Origin of the sequence: Streptomyces sp. NBC_00414 (genome assembly GCF_036038375.1) — a bacterium.
Lineage (GTDB): Bacteria > Actinomycetota > Actinomycetes > Streptomycetales > Streptomycetaceae > Streptomyces.
The window spans coordinates 1411138-1429139 of record NZ_CP107935.1 but is presented as its reverse complement, the minus strand read 5'-3'; the positions used below and the strand labels follow the sequence as shown (position 1 = coordinate 1429139).

General features: G+C 71.6%; 9 protein-coding genes. 3 read left to right on the top strand and 6 right to left on the bottom strand.

Annotation, left to right across the window (positions count from 1 at the left end):
* Nucleotides 1-15 precede the first annotated feature (15 nt).
* A complete protein-coding gene (locus OHS59_RS06250) occupies nucleotides 16-1305 on the bottom strand; it encodes an arsenic transporter (protein ID WP_328499076.1) in 1290 nt (429 codons plus the stop codon).
* Nucleotides 1306-1705: 400 nt separating this feature from the next.
* Here OHS59_RS06250 and OHS59_RS06245 point away from each other — a divergent pair, with 400 nt between their 5' ends.
* Entirely contained in the window at nucleotides 1706-4054 is a 2349-nt protein-coding gene (locus OHS59_RS06245; protein ID WP_328492395.1) for a ricin-type beta-trefoil lectin domain protein, read from the top strand.
* Between the two features lie 67 nt (nucleotides 4055-4121).
* Here the strand turns inward: OHS59_RS06245 and OHS59_RS06240 are convergent, their stop codons facing one another.
* Nucleotides 4122-6587 carry a SpoIIE family protein phosphatase gene (locus tag OHS59_RS06240; protein ID WP_328492394.1) on the bottom strand — a complete coding sequence of 822 codons (2466 nt, stop codon included), beginning with the start codon at nucleotides 6585-6587 and terminating at the stop codon, nucleotides 4122-4124.
* Nucleotides 6588-6867: 280 nt separating this feature from the next.
* Between OHS59_RS06240 and OHS59_RS06235 the strand changes: the two genes are divergently transcribed.
* Nucleotides 6868-9978: a glycoside hydrolase family 2 TIM barrel-domain containing protein gene (locus OHS59_RS06235; RefSeq protein WP_328492393.1), complete on the top strand. Its 3111-nt coding sequence runs from the start codon at nucleotides 6868-6870 to the stop codon at nucleotides 9976-9978.
* Here OHS59_RS06235 and qcrB read toward each other — a convergent pair.
* Entirely contained in the window at nucleotides 9950-11692 is a 1743-nt protein-coding gene (qcrB, locus tag OHS59_RS06230; RefSeq protein WP_328492392.1) for a cytochrome bc1 complex cytochrome b subunit, read from the bottom strand. The two genes, OHS59_RS06235 and qcrB, sit on opposite strands and share 29 nt — an antisense overlap.
* Nucleotides 11689-12717, bottom strand: a complete 1029-nt coding sequence (gene sigJ / locus OHS59_RS06225; protein ID WP_443061389.1) for an RNA polymerase sigma factor SigJ — start codon at nucleotides 12715-12717, stop codon at nucleotides 11689-11691. The genes qcrB and sigJ overlap by 4 nt, the downstream gene beginning before the upstream one ends.
* An 808-nt stretch (nucleotides 12718-13525) precedes the next feature.
* Here sigJ and OHS59_RS06220 point away from each other — a divergent pair.
* Nucleotides 13526-15433 carry an RICIN domain-containing protein gene (locus OHS59_RS06220; protein WP_328492391.1) on the top strand — a complete coding sequence of 636 codons (1908 nt, stop codon included), beginning with the start codon at nucleotides 13526-13528 and terminating at the stop codon, nucleotides 15431-15433.
* A gap of 99 nt (nucleotides 15434-15532) precedes the next feature.
* On the opposite strand, the gene OHS59_RS06215 is transcribed toward OHS59_RS06220, so the two are convergent.
* Both OHS59_RS06215 and OHS59_RS06210 read right to left on the bottom strand, forming a co-directional pair.
* Nucleotides 15533-16702, bottom strand: a complete 1170-nt coding sequence (locus OHS59_RS06215) for a lactate 2-monooxygenase (RefSeq protein WP_328492390.1) — start codon at nucleotides 16700-16702, stop codon at nucleotides 15533-15535.
* A gap of 203 nt (nucleotides 16703-16905) precedes the next feature.
* Nucleotides 16906-17907, bottom strand: coding sequence for a hypothetical protein (locus OHS59_RS06210; protein ID WP_328492389.1), 1002 nt, complete (start codon nucleotides 17905-17907; stop codon nucleotides 16906-16908).
* Nucleotides 17908-18002 lie beyond the last annotated feature (95 nt).

Sequence of the window (18002 nt, the reverse complement as noted above, 5' to 3'; positions counted from 1 at the left end):
GCCCGTGCGCGTCCCTCAGGTCCCGAAGACGCGCAGTGACAGCCAGAGGGCCGCCACGGCGGGGATCAGTGTGGCGGGCACGGTGAGCAGGCCGAGGCGGGTGAACTCACCGAGATCCACGCTGTGGTCGTGCTGGTGGACGATCCGCCGCCACAGCAGGGTCGCCAGCGAACCGGCGTACGTGAGGTTCGGGCCGATGTTCACCCCGAGCAGGACGGCGAGGATCGGCCCGGGTCCCGCCATCGCGGCCAGGGGCAGCAGGACCAGGACCGCCGGCAGGTTGTTGATCAGGTTCGCCAGCGCGGCGGCGAGGACCGCGATGCCGAGCAGCGCGAGCAGGCTCGCCGAGTCGGGTACCAGGTGGCCGAGCGCGTCCGAGAGGCCGTTGTCGACCACGGCGCGCACCACGATGCCCAGGGCCAGGACGAAGGCGAGGAAGGGCAGCGAGGTGGCCCGTACGACGGCGAGCGGGGTGGTGAGCCCGCGGGCCAGCGCGCGGACGGCCAGGACGAGGGCGCCCGCGAAGGCCGCCCAGGCGGGTTCGACCCCGAGCGCGGACGTCACGACGAAGCCCGCGAGGGTGCAGGCGACCGTGGCCAGCGCGAACACGGGCATGTCGACGGGGTCGGCCTCGCTCCCGCCTGCGGCGTCGGCTCCGGCCGGTCGCGAGGGGTCCTCGTTCAGGTCCTTCAGGTCGTCGGCGAAGAAGCGGCGGAAGACCAGGTACTCGGCGGCGATGGCGACGGCCCACGCGGGGCCCATCAGCAGGGCGAACCGGGTGAAGCTCAGGCCGCTGGCCGTGAACGCGAGCAGGTTGGTGAGGTTGGAGACGGGCAGCAGCAGCGACGCCGTGTTCGACAGATGGGCGCACGCGTACACGTGGGGCCCCGGGCGGGCACCGAGGCGGGCCACGGTCGCGAACACCACCGGGGTGAGCAGGACGACCGTGGCGTCCAGGCTCAGTACGGCCGTGATGACCGACGCGAGCAGGAAGTTGGCGGCCAGCAGGCGTTGCGGCCGCCCCTTCGACGTGCGGGCCAGCCAGGCGCCGCAGGCCCGGAAGAGTCCCTCGTCGTCGCAGAGCTTGGCGAGCACGAGCACGGCGGCGAGAAAGCCCACCACCGGGCCGAGCAGTTCGGCCTCGGCCCGGGCGTGGTCGAGGGAGATGGCGCCGGTGGCCATCACCAGTGCGGCGGCCGGCACGGCCACGGTGGCCTCCGGCAGGCCGAACGGCCGGATCACGGCACCGGCCAGTACCGCCACGAGCAGAACGGCGGAAAGGGCGGTCGCGAGTGTGGAGCTCAGGGTTCGTCCTTCGGAAAGTGATTGTCGGTTTCGTTCTGTCAATCGAATCAGACGACAGGTCGCGGAGGTGAACGGGGGTGCGAGTGTCGCCACCCGTTCCTTCTGCTCGTTCTTGCGTTGCATATTCCAACGGAATAGCGGGCGCTGCGGCGGGCCACTGGCATCAAACCGGTACTTACTCCAAGTAACTTGGAGTTTGTCATTCGGAAATACATTGTCCAGGCCGCCCTGTTGACACTTTGTCTCCGTCAAATCGTGGATAGGTAAAGGGGATTGCGGGAGTTCCCTTGTTACCTGGGGGTTCGCTGTGTCAAGGTGCAGCTTGTCAGCGTGCAGACAACGTTTTCCGTACCTGTTGGTATGGACTAATTCTGCGTAGAGGCCCTGGAGGAAAGCGCACGTGAACGACGCGACCCCGTCGAATTCCCCCGCGACCGGCAGCCTGTTCGACACGACCGACGAGCGGCTCGCGGCAGAGCTGAAGAAGGGTTCGGGCAAGATGCCCGCCCGCTATCCCGCAGGGGAACTGCTGGGCCGGCACTGGGTGCCCGTCTTCTCGTACGCCCGGCTGTGCACGAACGGTGTGCAGTACGCCGGAATGCTCACCACCGCCGCATTCACCCGCCTCTTCGGGGAATCGGTTCGACAGGTCGGACCCAGAGCGGCTTGGCGGCCGGAGTTGCTGGTCGCCGTGCGCCGAATAGCGGGCGAATGGGACGCGGACAAACGCCGGGGGATGCTGCACCCCGAGTTGCAGTCCGCCCCGGACGACAAGGGGTCGGCCGCGGCGCGGCTCCTTCCGCCGAACAACCGGCGCATGGTGGCCCTCGCGTTCCAACGGCTGCCCGAGGCCGCCCGCTGCGTTCTGTGGCACGCGGAGGTCGAGGCCGAGGAGCTCGCCGTACCGGCCCGGCTGCTCGGCCTCACCGTCCAGGATGCCTCCCAGGCACTGGACCGGGCACGGGAACTGCTGCGCCAGTACTGCCTCGAAGCCCATCGCGAACTCGCCCCCGACGACGAGTGCCGCCGTTACAGCCGGCTCCTGGACGTCTCGCTCCGGCGGGGCGGCAACAGCGTCGACCCCGACCTGCGACAGCACCTGGCCGCGTGCGACCACTGCCCGCACGCGGCCGAGCAGCTGAACCAGTCCGGGGACCGGCCGGCCGTCCTGCTGGCCGAGGGGGTGCTGGGGTGGGCGGCCCTGGACTACCTCGACTCCAGGCCCGGGCGCCGGACCGGTGGCGAGGAGGCGACGGCGGGGCCCGTGGTGTCCACGGCACCGGGGGCCGGGTCCGACTGGGACACCGGCCGCCACCCGGGAGCAGATTTCTTCTCGGCCGAGGTGTCGTATCCGGGTGCGGAGACCCATCCGGGCGACGGAGCAGGGACCGAAGCCGGGCCGGGGCCGGGCGAGAGTCTCGGCGAAGGTCCCGGGGCCGGGCCGAGGACGGGCTACCACCGGGGGCCCGGCCCACGGTCGGGCGCCGGGCGTGGCCCGGGAGACGCACGACGTTCGGTTGCCGGCCCCGGTCACGTCCCTGACTCCGCAGGCGGCCTCGACGCGGATTCCGACTCCGTCTGGGGCGCGAGTCCCAGGCGGAAGACCACTCCCCACCGGGAAACCGGCTCCCGGCCGGCTTCCGGCGGCCGTGGGGGCGGAGAGGGCGCGGGCGGAGCGGATTCGGACGCGGCTGCCGGCCCGGATGCCGGGGCTCAGGCGGGCACCGGCTCGTACCTGCGTGCCTACGCGTCCCTGGGCGGCGACCGTGCCCCGCGGCTGGGCCCCCGCCACGCCCTGCGGCTTCCGCCGCACGCGGACGCGGGTCCCGGCCACACCGAGCGGCGCTTCCCACGGCGGCGCCGCGATCTCGCGCTGGCCGTACTCGTCGTCAGCGGCTGCGTCCTCGTGCCCCTGGTCCTGTGGGCCGCAGGCGGGGACGAACCCGCACGTTCCTCGGGCGCCGGGAGCACGGTGGAGGAGCCGAGCGAGGTCCCGACCAGGATCGGCGCAGGCGACACGGGCCCCGGCAAGCTCAGCGGGCGGCTGCGCAACGAGGGCAGCGGCGACTGCGCCGGTGTCGCGGACGGCAAGGTCGGTGTGGGCGCCGAGGTCGTCCTCGCCACCTGCACCTCCTCGGAGCGGCAGCAGTGGTCGTACGAGGGCGACGGGCTGCTGCGGAGCCTGGCGGTCAAGGATCTGTGCCTCGACTCCCGGCTCCCCTCCTCGGTCCGTCTCGGGTCGTGCGACGGCGAGAAGAACCGGGTGAGCGCCCGCTACGACTTCACCCTGGAGGGAAACCTGGTGCCGCTGGGGCGGCCGACGCTCGCGCTGGCCCCCGTCTCGGGGGACGACGCGACGGGGCTGGTCCTGAGGACCCGTACCGACGGAGCGGCCCAGCGCTGGGAGTTCGACACCTCGGTGGACTCGCTCCAGATGGAGTGGATCACCTCGTACACGGACGGCGACACGGCGAAGCCGAAGCCCACGGCGGCCACCGGGCCGAAGCCCAGCCGCACACCGCCACCCGCCGAGCCGAAGCCCGCGCCTTCCGAGGCGTCCCCGACCCCGCAGCCCACAGCGTCCGCCTCCGGCTGGACGTGTTACGGCTACTACTGCTGGTACGACGACGGATCCGACGGCGGTTACGGAGGAGGAGGAGGCGGCTACGGAGGGGGTGGCTACGGCGGTGGCGGTGGGGGTTACGGAGGCGGCGGCTACGGCGGGGGAGGCTACGGCGGCGGGCGCTGACGCGGCGGCGCGTTCCCTGGGCCGGGGGCCCTGGACGCCCTCGATCCGGACGCCGTCGTGGGGCGTCTCAGTGCTCGCCGTCCTCGCCGACCGCGCTGTTCCCGCCCTCCCCGCCGTCCTGGCCGTCCTCGCCGAACACCAGCTCCGCCCAGATCGTCTTGCCCTCGGTGGTGTGGCGGCTGCCCCAGCGCTGAGTGAGCTGGGCGACCAGGAGCAGCCCGCGGCCGCCCTCGTCGAACGTCTTGGCGCGGCGCAGATGCGGCGCGGTGTGGCTGGAGTCCGACACCTCCACGATCAGCGTGGAGGCGTTGTGGATGAGCCGGAGCCGGATCGGGCGTTCGCCGTAGCGGATCGCGTTGGTGACCAGTTCGCTCACCACCAGCTCGGTCGTGAACGCCGCCTCGCTCACGTCCCAGACGTCCAGCTGCTGGACGACCTGCTTGCGGATCGGGCCGACGAGAGCGGGGTCGGCCGGGACCTCCCAGGTCGCGACCTGGGAGGTCGGCAGCCCCTTCGTGCGGGCGAGCAGCAGGGCCACGTCGTCCGAGGCGCCGGCGGGCGGCAGCAGCGACTGGAGGATGTCGTGGCAGGTCTCGTCGAGGGAACCCGAGGTCCGTGCCAGTGCCCGGGACAGCAGCGCGCGGCTCTCGTCGAGGTCACGGTCGCGGCTCTCGACCAGGCCGTCGGTGTAGAGGGCGAGGACGGTGCCCTCGGCGAGTCTCAGCTCGGTCGACTCGAACGGCAGCCCGCCCAGGCCCAGCGGCGGCCCCGACGGTACGTCGATCTCCTGGGGCGGGCCGCCGGGCGGAAGCATCACCGGTGGCGGATGACCGGCCCGGGCGAGCGTGCAGCGCCGGGTGACCGGATCGTAGACCGCGTACAGGCAGGTGGCGCCGACCTCGCCCGTGGTCCCCTCGCTGCCCGCCTCCGCGGAGAGCCGGACGACCAGGTCGTCGAGGTGGGTGAGCAGTTCGTCCGGTGCCAGGTCGATGTCGGCGAGGGTGCGCACGGCGGTCCGCAGCCGGCCCATGGTGGCCGATGCCTGCAGTCCGTGGCCGACGACGTCCCCGACGACCATGGCGACCCGCATTCCCGACAGCGGGATCACGTCGAACCAGTCGCCGCCGACCCCCGCCCGTGCCGCGGGAAGGTAGCGCGAGGCCGCCTCGACGGCGGCCGTGCGCGGCAGTGACCGGGGCAGCAGGCTGCGCTGCAGGGCGATCGCCGTCTCGCGTTCGCGGGAGAACCGGCGGGCGTTGTCGATACAGACCGCCGCCCTGGCCGTGACCTCCTCGGCCAGCAGCACGTCGTCGGCGGTGAAGGGGTCGGGCCGCCGGAACCGGGTGAAGACGGCGACGCCCAGGGTCGCGCCGCGGGCCTGGACGGGCACGGACATCGTCGAGTGGACGCCGTGCTCCCTGACGCGGTCGGCGCGCACCGGATCCCAGTCGAGCCACTCGGAGAGCGTGGTCGCGGCATCGGCGGCCACGATGGGCCGGCCGGCCACGAGGGAGTCGGCCTGCGGGGAACCGGCGGGATAGACGTCCAGCTCGCCCAGTTTGACCACCGACTCCGGATCGCCGGGATTCACCGACCGGTGGGCGGCGCGGCGCAGACTCACGGGGGCGAGGACCGGTCCGTTGTGCGGTTCGCCGCCGCGGTCCGGGGGATCCACCAGGTCGACGCTGACGAAGTCCGCGAGCGAGGGCACGCAGACATCGGCCAGCTCCTGCGCCGTACGGGTGACGTCGAGGGTCGAGCCGATCCGGATGCTGGCCTCGTTCACGAGCTGCAGCCGCTCCCGGGCGAGGTACTGCTCGGTGAAGTCGTGGGCGGACAGAGAGATGCCGCGCACCCGGCCCTCGGCGTCGGTCAGCGGCGCCATCCGCGCCAGCCAGGCCTGCGCGCGGCCCTGGGGCGCGGTGCCCAGGTACGTCTGCACGTCCTCGCGCCGCCCGGTCAGGAGCACCCGGAGCATGTGCCCCTCAAGCTCCTCGTTCTGCGGCCGGCCGCCGATCTCCGAGATCCGCAGTCCGCGGATGTGCTCCTCCGGGAGGCCCATCGACTCGGCCATCACCGCGTTGACCCTGCGCAGCCGCAGCCGCTCGTCGAAGATCGCGGTCGCGCAGGGTGACTGGTCGAGGAACGTGGCGGAGAGGGAGTCGTCCTCCGTCACCAGGGTGCTGTTCTCCAGCGGGGTCACGACGAGCCAGTCGCTGCGGTTGCCCAGCTCGGGGCGCCGCCGGTGCGCGAGGATCCATACGCGCAGCGTGCGGCCGTCCTGGTGACGCAGCGCGAGCGTGCCGATCCAGCGGTTGTCGGCCGTCGGACGCCGCAGTGTCCCGGAGTCGGGCGCCAGCAACCTCGCGGCGGGCCGGCCCACGACATCGGCCGGCGCATGGCCGAGCAGGCGCCGGGCGCCCTCGTTCCACTCGACGACGATTCCGTCACCGTCGACGACGGCCCTTGCCGTGGGGGTCTCGTCGAACGGATAGTCCGGGCCGTCGCCCGATGTCTCGCTGTGGCTCCTCACATCGCCGCCACTCCCGTACGCGCACTCACGGTGAACAGGTGGATCACTTGCGTTCCAGGGTAGTGCTTCGGGGTCCTCCGCACACGGCGCGGCGGTTCCCGCACACGGGCACCGGCCTCCCCGTCGGGCCCTGCACGCCACCGTGGGAATCAGGCCGATGTGCCGGGACGGACAGAACGCGCTTACCGGAGCCTTGACGGACACATGTGTCGCGCTGTCAGAATCTGTTAGTCCGCGAGTAGTTGTGAGCAGATCTGGGCCCTTGGCGAAAGGGAAACCCGTGACGGTCACCCGCAGGTCTCTACTGATCGCAGGCACAGCCGCTCCGGTGGCCCTCTCCGGGACCTCCGACACCTGGGCCGCCGAGGAGGCCGCGCCCCGGGCCCGGATCGCTACGGGAGGGCGGTCGGTCCCGCTCCGGGACGGCTGGCGCTTCGCCCTCGTCGACCCGGTCGGCGCCACCGGCCCCACCGGCGAGTACGCCCGGGCCGCCGAGCCCGGCTACGACGACTCGCGATGGCGGCGGACATCGGTGCCGCACGACTGGAGCATCGAGCTGACCCCCACCACCGAGCACGGCACCAGCGGCGGCACCGGCTTCCTGCCGGGCGGCCTCGCCTGGTACCGGATCGCCTTCACGCTGCATCCCGCGTACGACGGACAACGGATGTCCGTGGAGTTCGACGGCGTGTACATGGACTCCTCCGTGTACTGCAACGGCGAACTCGTCGGGCAACACCCCTACGGCTATACGGGGTTCGCCCTCGACCTCACCGACCTGCTGCACACGGACGGCGTCACCTCCAACGTCATCGCGGTCCAGGTCAGGAACCAACTCCCCAGCAGCCGCTGGTACTCGGGGAGCGGCATCCACCGCGAGGCGCGCCTGATCGTCACCGAGCCGGTGCACGTCCAGCGCTGGGGCACCTGCGTGACGACCCCGGAGATCGACGGCGACCGCGCGCTCGTACGGGTGCGCACGAGCGTGGTGAACGCGTCCGGCAGGGCGAGACGGGTCGAGGTCGGATCCGCGGTCGTCGACCCCGACGGCCGCACGGTGGCCCGGCGGACGAGCACGATCGACGTCGGGGACACGGGCACCTCGGACCAGCAACTGACGGTCCGCGAACCACAGTTGTGGTCGTACGAGCATCCGCGCCGCTACACCCTGCACACCGAACTCCGTGTCGACGGCCGGGTCACCGACACCTACCGCACCCCGTTCGGCATCCGCCACGTCGTCTTCGACGCCGACGACGGAATGACCCTGAACGGCACCCACGTCAAACTCCGCGGCGTCAACCTCCACCACGACCTCGGCGCACTCGGCTCCGCCGTCAGCGCGGACGCCGTGGAACGCCAGCTGCGGATCATGCGAGGCATGGGCGTCAACGCCCTGCGCACCTCGCACAACCCGCCGGCACCCGAGGTGATCGAGGCCTGCGAACGGCTCGGCATCGTGATGATGGTCGAGGCCTTCGACTGCTGGCGGCGCGGCAAGAACCGCTACGACTACGGCCGGTTCTTCGACGAGTGGTCCGACCGGGACATCGCGGAGATGGTCCTGGCCGCCCGGAACTCGCCCGCCGTCGTCCTGTGGTCCATCGGGAACGAGATACCCGACTCGACCTCGACCGCCGGCCTCGCCATGGCGGACCGGCTCATCGACGACGTACGGCGACTCGATCCGACCCGGCCGATCGTCATCGGCTCCGACAAGTACCGGAGCCTGCCCGCCGTCGGCTCGCCGGCCGATCTGATGCTCGCCAAGATCGACGGACTCGGGCTCAACTACAACACCGCCGCCTCGGTCGACGCCCTGCACGCCCGCTATCCGCACCTGTTCCTCTTCGAGTCGGAGTCCTCGTCCGAGACCTCCACCCGGGGTGCGTACCAGGAGCCGCAGCACCTCAACACGGGCGAGAACCACACGCCGGGCAGGCGCGACACCTCCTCGTACGACAACAACCTCGCCTCCTGGACGATGAGCGGTGAGTACGGACTCAAGAAGGACCGGGACCGCAAGTGGTTCACGGGGGAGTTCCTGTGGTCGGGCATCGACTACATCGGGGAGCCCACGCCGTACGACGTGTTCCCGGTGAAGGCGTCCTTCTTCGGCGCGGTGGACACAGCCGGCTTCCCGAAGGACATGTACCACCTCTTCAAGAGCCAGTGGACCGACGAACCCATGGTCCATCTGCTCCCCATGAACTGGACGGACCACCGCGCCGGCGACACCGTGGAGGTCTGGGCCTACTCGAACGTCGACACGGTCGAGCTCTTCCTCGACGGAAAGTCGCTGGGAAGAAGGAAGTTCGACGAGAAGAAGACCACCGACGGCCGTACGTACCTGGAGACCACCGAGGCGACGGGCGACGACAAGACCGTCACCGGCGGGCCCTGGCCCGGGAGTTACACCAGCCCGAACGGCAGCGCGGGCAAGCTCCATCTCACCTGGAGGGTGCCGTTCGCACCGGGTGAGCTGAAGGCGGTGGCCAGGCGCGACGGCCGGACCGTGGCCACCGATGTGCTGCGTACCGCGGGCGAGCCGCACGCGCTGCGTCTCACCCCGGACCGCGAGTCCGTCGCCGCCGACGGCCGTTCGCTGTGCTTCGTCACCGCCGAGGTGATCGACGCCCGTGGTGTGGTGGTGCCGGGCGCCGACCACTCCATCGCCTTCGACGTGGACGGCGGATCACTGGCCGGGGTCGACAACGGACGCGAGGAGAGCGCCGAGCGCTACCAGGCGAGCACCCGCACGGCTTTCCACGGCATGGCGCTGGCGATCGTCCGCGCCGGCACCGAGCAAGGCAGGATCAGGCTGCGGGCCCGCTCGGCCGGACTGCGGACGGCCACCGTGAGCGTGCGCGCCACCGCCGCACGGCCGCAGGTCGTCACCCCGGCAGCCGAGTTCCCACCCGACCCGGGACCCGGCGCGCCCAACTACCCGATGGCGGACGCCAGTTACTCGGGCCGCCCGGACACCCTCCCCGCCGCCATGCTCGACGGCGACCCTGCCACCGGCTGGTCCAACGCGTTCTTCAAGGCGGCCACGGCGCTGCTGCCCGCCTTCGAAGGTGCCCGTGCGGAGGACTGGGTATCCGTCGAGTGGGGCCGGGCCCGTTCCTTCGACCGGATCGAGCTCTCCTTCACGGTCGACGCCACGCACTCCCTGCCCGCCACCGATCTGGAGGTCGCCTTCTGGGACGGTCACCGCTACCGGCCCGTGAAGGGGACTGAAGTCGACTGGGCCACCGCGTCCGACGCGCCGACAGCGATCACCTTCGACGCGGTACGCGGCAGCCGGCTCCGCGTCACCATGAGGAGCCGCCACCCCGGTGAGGCCCGGGGCGCCCTGCGGATCAGTCGCCTGGAGGTCCCGCCTCGCTGACCTGACGCTCCCCGGACCGCAGTTCGCCCGACCGCCGATCGCCGGACTCCGGTTCGCTCACCTCGTGGCCGCCGGTCCGATGCCCGCCGAGCCGATGTGCCTCCCGGTACTCCTCGGCCGTCGGCTTCGCCACCTGGGCGCCCTCGCCGTACAGCGCGCGCGAGAGCCGGACCCGCAGGTTCAGCGCCCGCCCGTTCGGGCCCGGCACGCCGTTCGCGTCCTTCGCCGGGCCGGGTTCCAGCGGCCGGGGCTGCTCGTGCCGGGTGAGGGTGTGCAGCTCGGCGGGGGAGAGGGGGCGGTGCAGCTCGACGTACTCGCCGTGCGGGAGCCGTTCGATCACGCCGGTCTCGCGGCCGTGCAACACCAGTTCCCTGTCCCGGCGTTGGAGGCCCAGGCAGATGCGCCGGGTCGCCACGAAGACCGCCACCGGGACGACGAACAGGGCGATCCGGACGGCCCAGGTGACCGTGTTGATGGACAGCTGGAAGCGGGTGGCCACGATGTCGTTGCCGCCGCCCGCGAGCAGGATGAGATAGACGCTGATCCACGCGGTGCCGACGGACGTACGGATCGGTCGGTTGCGGGGCCGGTCCAGGAGATGGTGCTCGCGTTTGTCGCCGGTGACCCAGGACTCCAGGAACGGATAGGCGCCGATGAAGACCAGCAGCAGGGGGAAGACCACGATCGGGATCAGCACCCCGAGGACCAGGGTGTGCCCGGCCGCGGTGATCTCCCACCCCGGCATGACGCGTACCAGCCCTTCCGCGAAGCCCAGGTACCAGTCCGGCTGGGCCCCCGTGGACACCTGGTCGGCGCGGTAGGGGCCGTACGACCAGACCGGGTTGATGGACGCGACCGCCGAGACGATCGCGATCACCCCGAACACCAGGAAGAAGAAACCGCCCGCCTTGGCCAGGTACACCGGCATGAACGGCGAGCCCACGACGTTCCGTTCGGTCTTTCCGGGCCCGGGGAACTGGGTGTGTTTGTGGTACACGACGAGGATCAGGTGCGCGACCACCAGGGCCGCCATGATCCCGGGGATCACCAGGATGTGCAGCGAGTAGAAGCGCGCGATGATGTCGTGCCCGGGGAACTCGCCGCCGAACAGGAAGAACGAGAGATACGTTCCGACGATCGGCACGGACAGGATGGCGCCGTCCACGAACCGCATCCCGGTGCCGGACAGCAGATCGTCGGGGAGCGAGTAGCCGAACAGCCCCTCGAAGAGCCCGAGGAGCAGCAGCGTCCAGCCGAACAGCCAGTTGACCTCACGGGGCCTGCGGAACGAGCCCGTGAAGAAGTGCCGCATCATGTGCATGAGCATCCCGGCGATGAAGACCAGCGCCGCCCAGTGGTGGATCTGCCGGATCAGCAGACCGCCCCGCACGTCGAAGCTGATGTCCAGCGTGGACGCGTACGCCTCCGACATGCGGATGCCGTTCAGCGGGACGTAACTGCCCTGGTAGGTCACCTCGTTCATCGACGGGTGGAAGAACAGGGTGAGGTAGACACCGGTCAGGATCAGGATGACGAAGCTGTAGAGGCAGATCTCCCCGAGCAGGAACGACCAGTGGTCCGGGAAGACCTTGCGCAGATACTTCCTGCCGAGGGTGTGGGTGCCGAGTCGGCCGTCGAACCAGTCGGCGACCCGCTGGCCGGAGGACGCCCCGGGCCCCCTCGACCCGGCGGCCGGTCGTTCGGTGGTGGTCACGCGTCCGCCTCCGTCCGGTTCCGGTCCCGCTGGTCCCGGCCCTGGCTCTCCGCGGGGCGTACGTGCGTGAGCTTGTCGGGGTTGGTGACCACGTAGACGCCGGACACCCGGTCGCCCTCCGGGGTGAGGTCCAGGACGATGACCGCGTACGGGGAGCCGCCCGCGAACAGCACCGCGGCGTCGTCGCCGTTGACCCGCCGGTAGCGGAGGTCCAGCTTCCGGCCGGCGCCCCGTGAGGCACCGGCGGTGAGGAGGCGGATGGCCTTGTCCCGTCCGTGCACCGGCCGAAGCCCCGCCGGCCGCCGCTTGCCGCCGCCGTCGGTCCACACCGTCACGTCCGGCGCGAGGATCTCCAGCAGTGCGCCGATGTCCCCGCCGAGCGCGGCCTCGACGAACCGCTCGGTCGCCTCCCTGCGCACCCGCGGATGCGCCTCGTACAGCGGACGGCGGGCGTGGACATGCTGGCGGGCCCGGTGCGCGAGCTGGCGCACCGCCGCGGGGCTGCGGTCGAGGACCTCCGCGATCTCGGTGTGGGCGTACCCGAACACCTCGTTGAGGACGAACACCGCCCGCTCCAGCGGGGTCAGCGACTCCAGCACGACGAGCATCGCCAGGGAGACCGACTCGGTACGCAGGGCGTGCTCGGCCGCGTCCGCCGGCGCCCCCTCGGCGGACGCGGCCACCAGCGGCTCGGGCAGCCACGGGCCGATGTACGTCTCACGGCGGCGGCTGATCACGGCCCGGCGCGTCAGCGCGTGGTTCACCGCGACGCGCACCAGGTACGCGCGCGGGTTCTCGATGCGCCGCTCCGGCGACCGGGCGCGGCTGCCGGACCAGGACAGCCAGGTGTCCTGCAGCACGTCCTCGGTGTCGGCGACGACGCCGAGCATGTTGTAGACGATCGCGAACAGCAGCTCGCGGTGCTCCATGAACTGCCGCGTCGCCGTGGACGGTTGCTCGGGCGTGACCGGTTGCCCGGTCGTGGGCAGTTGCTCGTGGGTCTCCGGTGCCGGACTTTCGGACATGCCTGTGCCTCCCGTAGCGCGCTCACCCATGCGAGGGCTCCGGGGGTCCGGGATGTGACAGCCCGCGGCGGAATGTGACACAGGTCTCAGGGTCGTGCGGCGCCGGGCGCTGTGAGAGGGCCGGGCGCAGGGGGGCGGGCGTGGCGGGAGGCCGGGTGCGGGGGAAGGCCGGGCGCGGCGGGAGGGTGGATCTCCGCGAGGCCGCCGACCGTCCGCCCTGCTTGCGGACCTGCGCCGCCGCGCAGTCCGACCCGCCCTCGGGGCCGCCGACCGAGGGCGGGAGATCGGGGTCGGCGGCCCGTTTCGCGCGTGGAGAGCCGCCATCCCGCGCGGGGCCTTCCGAGAAGGGCCGGTACCAGTGGACTACCGGACTTCCTCGCGCCGGAAGCGTGCGAGGGCCCCCGGCGCGTGCGCGCGCTTCACACGGGGCGCATGGCAACGAATACCATGTCGAAAACCGCGCGCCCGCAATGAGTTGACCGAGATGGACCGGACGAGTCGACCGAGAGCGGCACTGACTTTCTGTCAATGCGCGGATGTTGCTGAAGTGGCCCGAGCGCCTTGTTGGGCATGAACGTTATGTGCAAGGGTGAACTTCCTCGCACATGGCCAATGGCCAGGTCTGATTCACCGCTCGGGATTTCATCGTGCCGTCGGGCCCAAAAGGCTCGTGGCCGGCGGATGCCGCGTGGTCGACGTCCCGGCCGCTTTCCGTGCGCCAAGCCCGAAAGGTACGCACCAACAGGAGCTCCTTTTCGGCGGTCAGAACTCCTGTGTGCCACCTTGTGCCTTGGAAGGAAACCGCTCAGTGCACACCCCCCACCCGCCTCGTCCGCCATTTCCGCCTGGCTCCGGTGCCGCCCCCGGAGAATCCGACGAGAGCCTCGCCGCCCTCCTCAGGGCGCAGCCGGAGGGCGAACTCACCCACTCCGTCGCGCTGCTGCTCGCGCGACACTGGCAGCCGACACACGACTACGCGGTCATCTGCCTCGCCTCCTCGTCGAACGTCGCCTCGATGGTCACCGCGGCCGCCTTCCAGCAGGTGCTGGAACGCCTGAGGCGCGCCGGGTCCGCCGCCGCGCTGCGCCCCCAGCTCCTGGTGGCCGTACGGGACATCATCAAGGTGTGGTCCGCGGAGGACCGGATATCCGAGGTGCTTCCGGATCTCAGGAAACCGGCCGGCGGTCGCGGTATGCGTGTCACGAAGTCCATGACACCGGAAAATCGCAAGCTCGCGGAACGTTCTTTCCAGGCTCTCCCCGGACTCGCCCAGTGCGTGCTCTGGCACACCGAGGTCGAGGCCGAACACATATCCGTACCGGCCGGTCTGCTGGGCATGGACGCCGACAACGCGTCGGCGGCCCTTGAGCAGGCCCGCGAGAAATTCCGTGAAGGGTGTGTACGGGCCCATCGTGAACTCGCGCCGAACAAGGATTGCCGCTACTACAACCGTCTCCTGGACGTTCCGATTCGGCGTGGCGGCGCCCTCCTCCCCGATGTGCAGCAACATCTCCTGGCGTGCCGTTTCTGCCGTTATGCGGCCGAGCAGCTGAGCCATTTCGAGGGCGGTCTCGGCGGACTGCTCGCCGAAGGCGTGCTCGGCTGGGGCGCGCGTCGATATCTCGAATCGCGCCCGAGCCGGGGTCATTCGGGAGTCCGGACCGTCCGTCACAGCGGCAGACGTCCGGGCGGCGGCGGTCGTCCCCGTCTGCTGTCACCGCTCTCCGCCAGGCAGGGGCGGCATTCCTCCCCCGGCCCGCGGCACTCGAAGGCGGTCCTCACCGGAGCGGGCCTCGTGTCGGTGGCCCTGCTCGCGACCGGCCTGGTCGCGGGCCTCCGGTCGCAGGACGACGACGGCGCCGACCCCTCGGCCACCGCCGGGGCGTCCGCCGGTCTCAGCCCCGGCGGGCAGGCACCGCCCGCCAGGTCGTCGTCCCCGCCAGGCTCGGCGGGGCTCCCCGCCGGGCCCATCCGGACCCGGCTGCGCAACCTCGCCGCCGACCTCTGCCTCGACATCAAGGGCGGCCGGGCGACGGCCGGCGCCGGCGCCGAACTGGACGCGTGCTCGGCGGTGGGGACACAGAAGTGGTCGTACGAGAAGGACGGGCTTCTGCGCAGCGCCGCCGATCCCGAACTGTGCCTGGACTCCCATGTGGACGCCGGCGTGGTCGTCCTGGGCCGCTGCGCCGCCGCGTCCGCGAAGCGGGGCGACGATGTGCGCTACGACCTCACCGTGCAGGGCGAGTTGCTGCCGCGCTGGCAGGCGGGGCTCGCCGTCGCTCCCGCCGCCGACGAGGCTGAGGCGGATGTGGTGGTGAAGATCCGTGACCGTAGCGACGAACAGCGCTGGCTCACCGACGGCACCAAGGCGACTCCCGAGTCGCTGTCGATAGCGGGAACGGGCGCGCCGTCCGGCGAGCCGTCGGCCGATCCGTCCGCCGCCGACACGCGGATCGGCTCGGACGCCGAGTGCGCCGAGCCGACGTGCGCCACCGCGCCGGGGACGTCGGAACCGGGCGGACCGGACGACCGGAACGACCCGAACTACCGGAACGAACCGGCTGGACCGGATGAGTCGGCGGAGTCGGGCCCCGCCACGTCGAGTCCCCGCACCGAGTCGGTGCGCCGGGCCACGACGGTCGACGACTCCGGCCCGCCTCCCGCCGGACCGCTGCCCCTGCTGCTGGTGAAGTCGCTCACCGTCCTCGGTCTCTGACCGGCACGCTCCTCGCGAAGGCGAAGGCGGGGAGGAGGCGGGGGAGATGGGACAGGGAGGAGGAGGCGGAGGCGGAGACAGCGGGGGACGACTCGGCGGTCAGGCGGTCTCCTCCTCCAGGTCGTCGGCGCCGAGGTCCCCCGGCCCCGCATGCCCCGACAGGGCGAGGGTCAGGTCGAGTTCGGCGAGCAGACAGCGGATGACGTGCTCGACGCCGGCCTGGCCGTCGAGGCCGAGCCCGTAGGCGTACGGACGCCCGACGAGCACCGCCTCGGCGCCCAGCGCCAGTGCCTTGAAGATGTCGTCGCCCGTGCGGATCCCGCTGTCGAAGAAGACGGCCAGTCGGTCCCCGGCGGCTTCGACCACCCTGGGCAGCGCGTCGGCCGCGGCGACGGCGCCGGCCACCTGGCGTCCGCCGTGGTTGGAGACGACCACGCCGTCCATGCCGGCGTTGACGGCCCGCCGGGCGTCGTCGGGGTGCAGGACGCCCTTCAGGACGATGGGGCCGTCCCAGTTGTCCCGCAGGAACTCCAGGTCGGGCCAGGTCTTCGCGGGATCCGCGAACATCCCGACGAAGTGCATGACCGCCGCGTTCGGGTCCTCGTGGACCGGTTTGGCCAGACCCGCCTGGAACGCCGGGTCGGAGAAGTAGTTGGCGGTGCCCACGCCGTGCAGGAACGGCAGGTACGCCTGGTCCAGGTCGCGCGGCCGCCAGGCCAGCAGGGGCGTGTCCAGCGTGACGAACAGCGCGGTGAACCCGGACGCCTTCGCCCGGTCCAGGAAACTCCTCGTGACCTCGCGGTCCTTCGCCCAGTACAGCTGGAACCAGCGCTCCCCGTCGCCCATCGCCTCCGCGACCTGCTCCATCGGCGTACTGGACGCCGACGACAGGATGTACGGCACGCCCTGCGCGGCGGCTGCCCGGGCCGCCGCCGGTTCGGCGTCCGGATGCATGATCGACAGGACACCGACCGGCGCGAGCGCGAGGGGTGCGGGGAGCCGGCGGCCCAGTACCTCGACGGACAGGTCGCGTTCGTGGACGTCACGCAGCATGCGCGGCACGATCCGGCGCCGCTCCAGTGCGGCCCGGTTGGCGCGGGCCGTGCTGCCGTTGCCCGCGCTGCCCGCCACGTAGCCCACCGGGCCGGGCCCCAGCCGCTGCTCGGTCAGCTCCTCAAGCCGGGTCAGGTCGGTGGGCAGCCGGGGAACCGTTCCCGTCATCCCGTTCAGATAGATCTCGTACTGGAAGTCCGCCCAGTGCTTCGTCATCCGTACGTTCCGCCTCTCGCCCTGGATCCCGTCGTCGAGACCGTGCCGTCCTCGCCCGACCGATCCTGACGAGTCGGACAAGATCCGTCCAGCACGGGCGCGAACCTGACGCGCCGCACCGAAGGGGCGCCCCGAAAGGGCGTGGGGAACCGCGCGCTCGGCCACAACGCTCCCGCAGACAAATGACCGGCCCCGGCGGAGCGTCACGCCGGGAACGACACCCGTACCGCAACCAGCCGGCCCGTCGGGTCCAGGTCCGCCGAGACCGGGAACCAGCCGTCGCCCTGGCCGGTCATCGCGCACAGCACGTGTGCGCCGCCGACCTCCACGGTGCCGGCCTCCAGCGGGGAGGCGCGGACCGCGCGCATGATCTGCCAGTGGTGGGAGTGCGGGCGGAAGTCCACCATCAGCCGCCTGCGGAGATCCGCGTCCTTCCAGTCGAAGAGCGCGCCGGCCAGTCGCATCGCATCCGGCATCGGCAGGCCCTTCCAGCCCTTCACACCCTCCTCGCCGGGTTCGCCCAGGTCCGGAACCGCGAACTCGGCGGCGGCCTCGTCCTCGGCGGCTCCCCAGAACGCGACGTCGGCCAGCCCGTCGACGGGGTCCTCGTGTTGCCAGGCGTTCAGCGCGTCGGCGTCCCCGAAGAACAGCCGGGCCCAGTCGACGCGGATCTCCCCGAGTTCGACGGACTTGACGGCGGGGGAGGGGTCGACGGGGACCACGATGCCGTTGCCCGTCGCGAGCACCGGCAGCGGACGGTCCCGGGGCACTCCGCCGAGGGCCACGACCGGCACGCCGTGCATCAGGAAGCACCCTCCGCCCCGCTCCACGCACCGCCGCACCCGCTCCCGGTGCGGCACCCGCTCGGCACACGCTTCGAGTACGGCGTCGAGGCCGTGCTCCCGGCAGTGCAGGTCGAAGAGCTCGATCAGCCGCTCGACCCCGGACGCCGGGATGTCGTGGAGGGTGCGGCCGGGCTGCCGGTCGAAGGAGTGGGCCGCGCTGTCGGCGTCGGGGCCGGTGATCACGAAGTCGGTCGCCGCGCTCACATCGGCGGCGACCGCGGGTTCCTGGACGCCGAACGCTCCCGGGTCCACCAGCGCCGGTGAACCCTCCCCGCTCCACATGCCCAGATGACCGCCGTCGACGATCACCAACTCACCGGACGGACAGGTGATCTCGCCCAGTCCGTAGATCTCTCCCATGGCCGGGCAGTCTACGAAGACCGCGTTCCCGGACAGCCTGCCGACGCAGCAGCTGTCCGGTTTTCGCCGTCGGGGTCCGCGGGAGTTCTTCGAGG

Coding starts and splice junctions, on each gene's coding strand:
- sigJ (WP_443061389.1), bottom strand. CDS start 12,717: ATGTCCGAAAGTCCGGCACCGGAGACCCACGAGCAACTGCCCACGACC.
- OHS59_RS06210 (WP_328492389.1), bottom strand. CDS start 17,907: ATGGGAGAGATCTACGGACTGGGCGAGATCACCTGTCCGTCCGGTGAG.
- OHS59_RS06215 (WP_328492390.1), bottom strand. CDS start 16,702: ATGACGAAGCACTGGGCGGACTTCCAGTACGAGATCTATCTGAACGGG.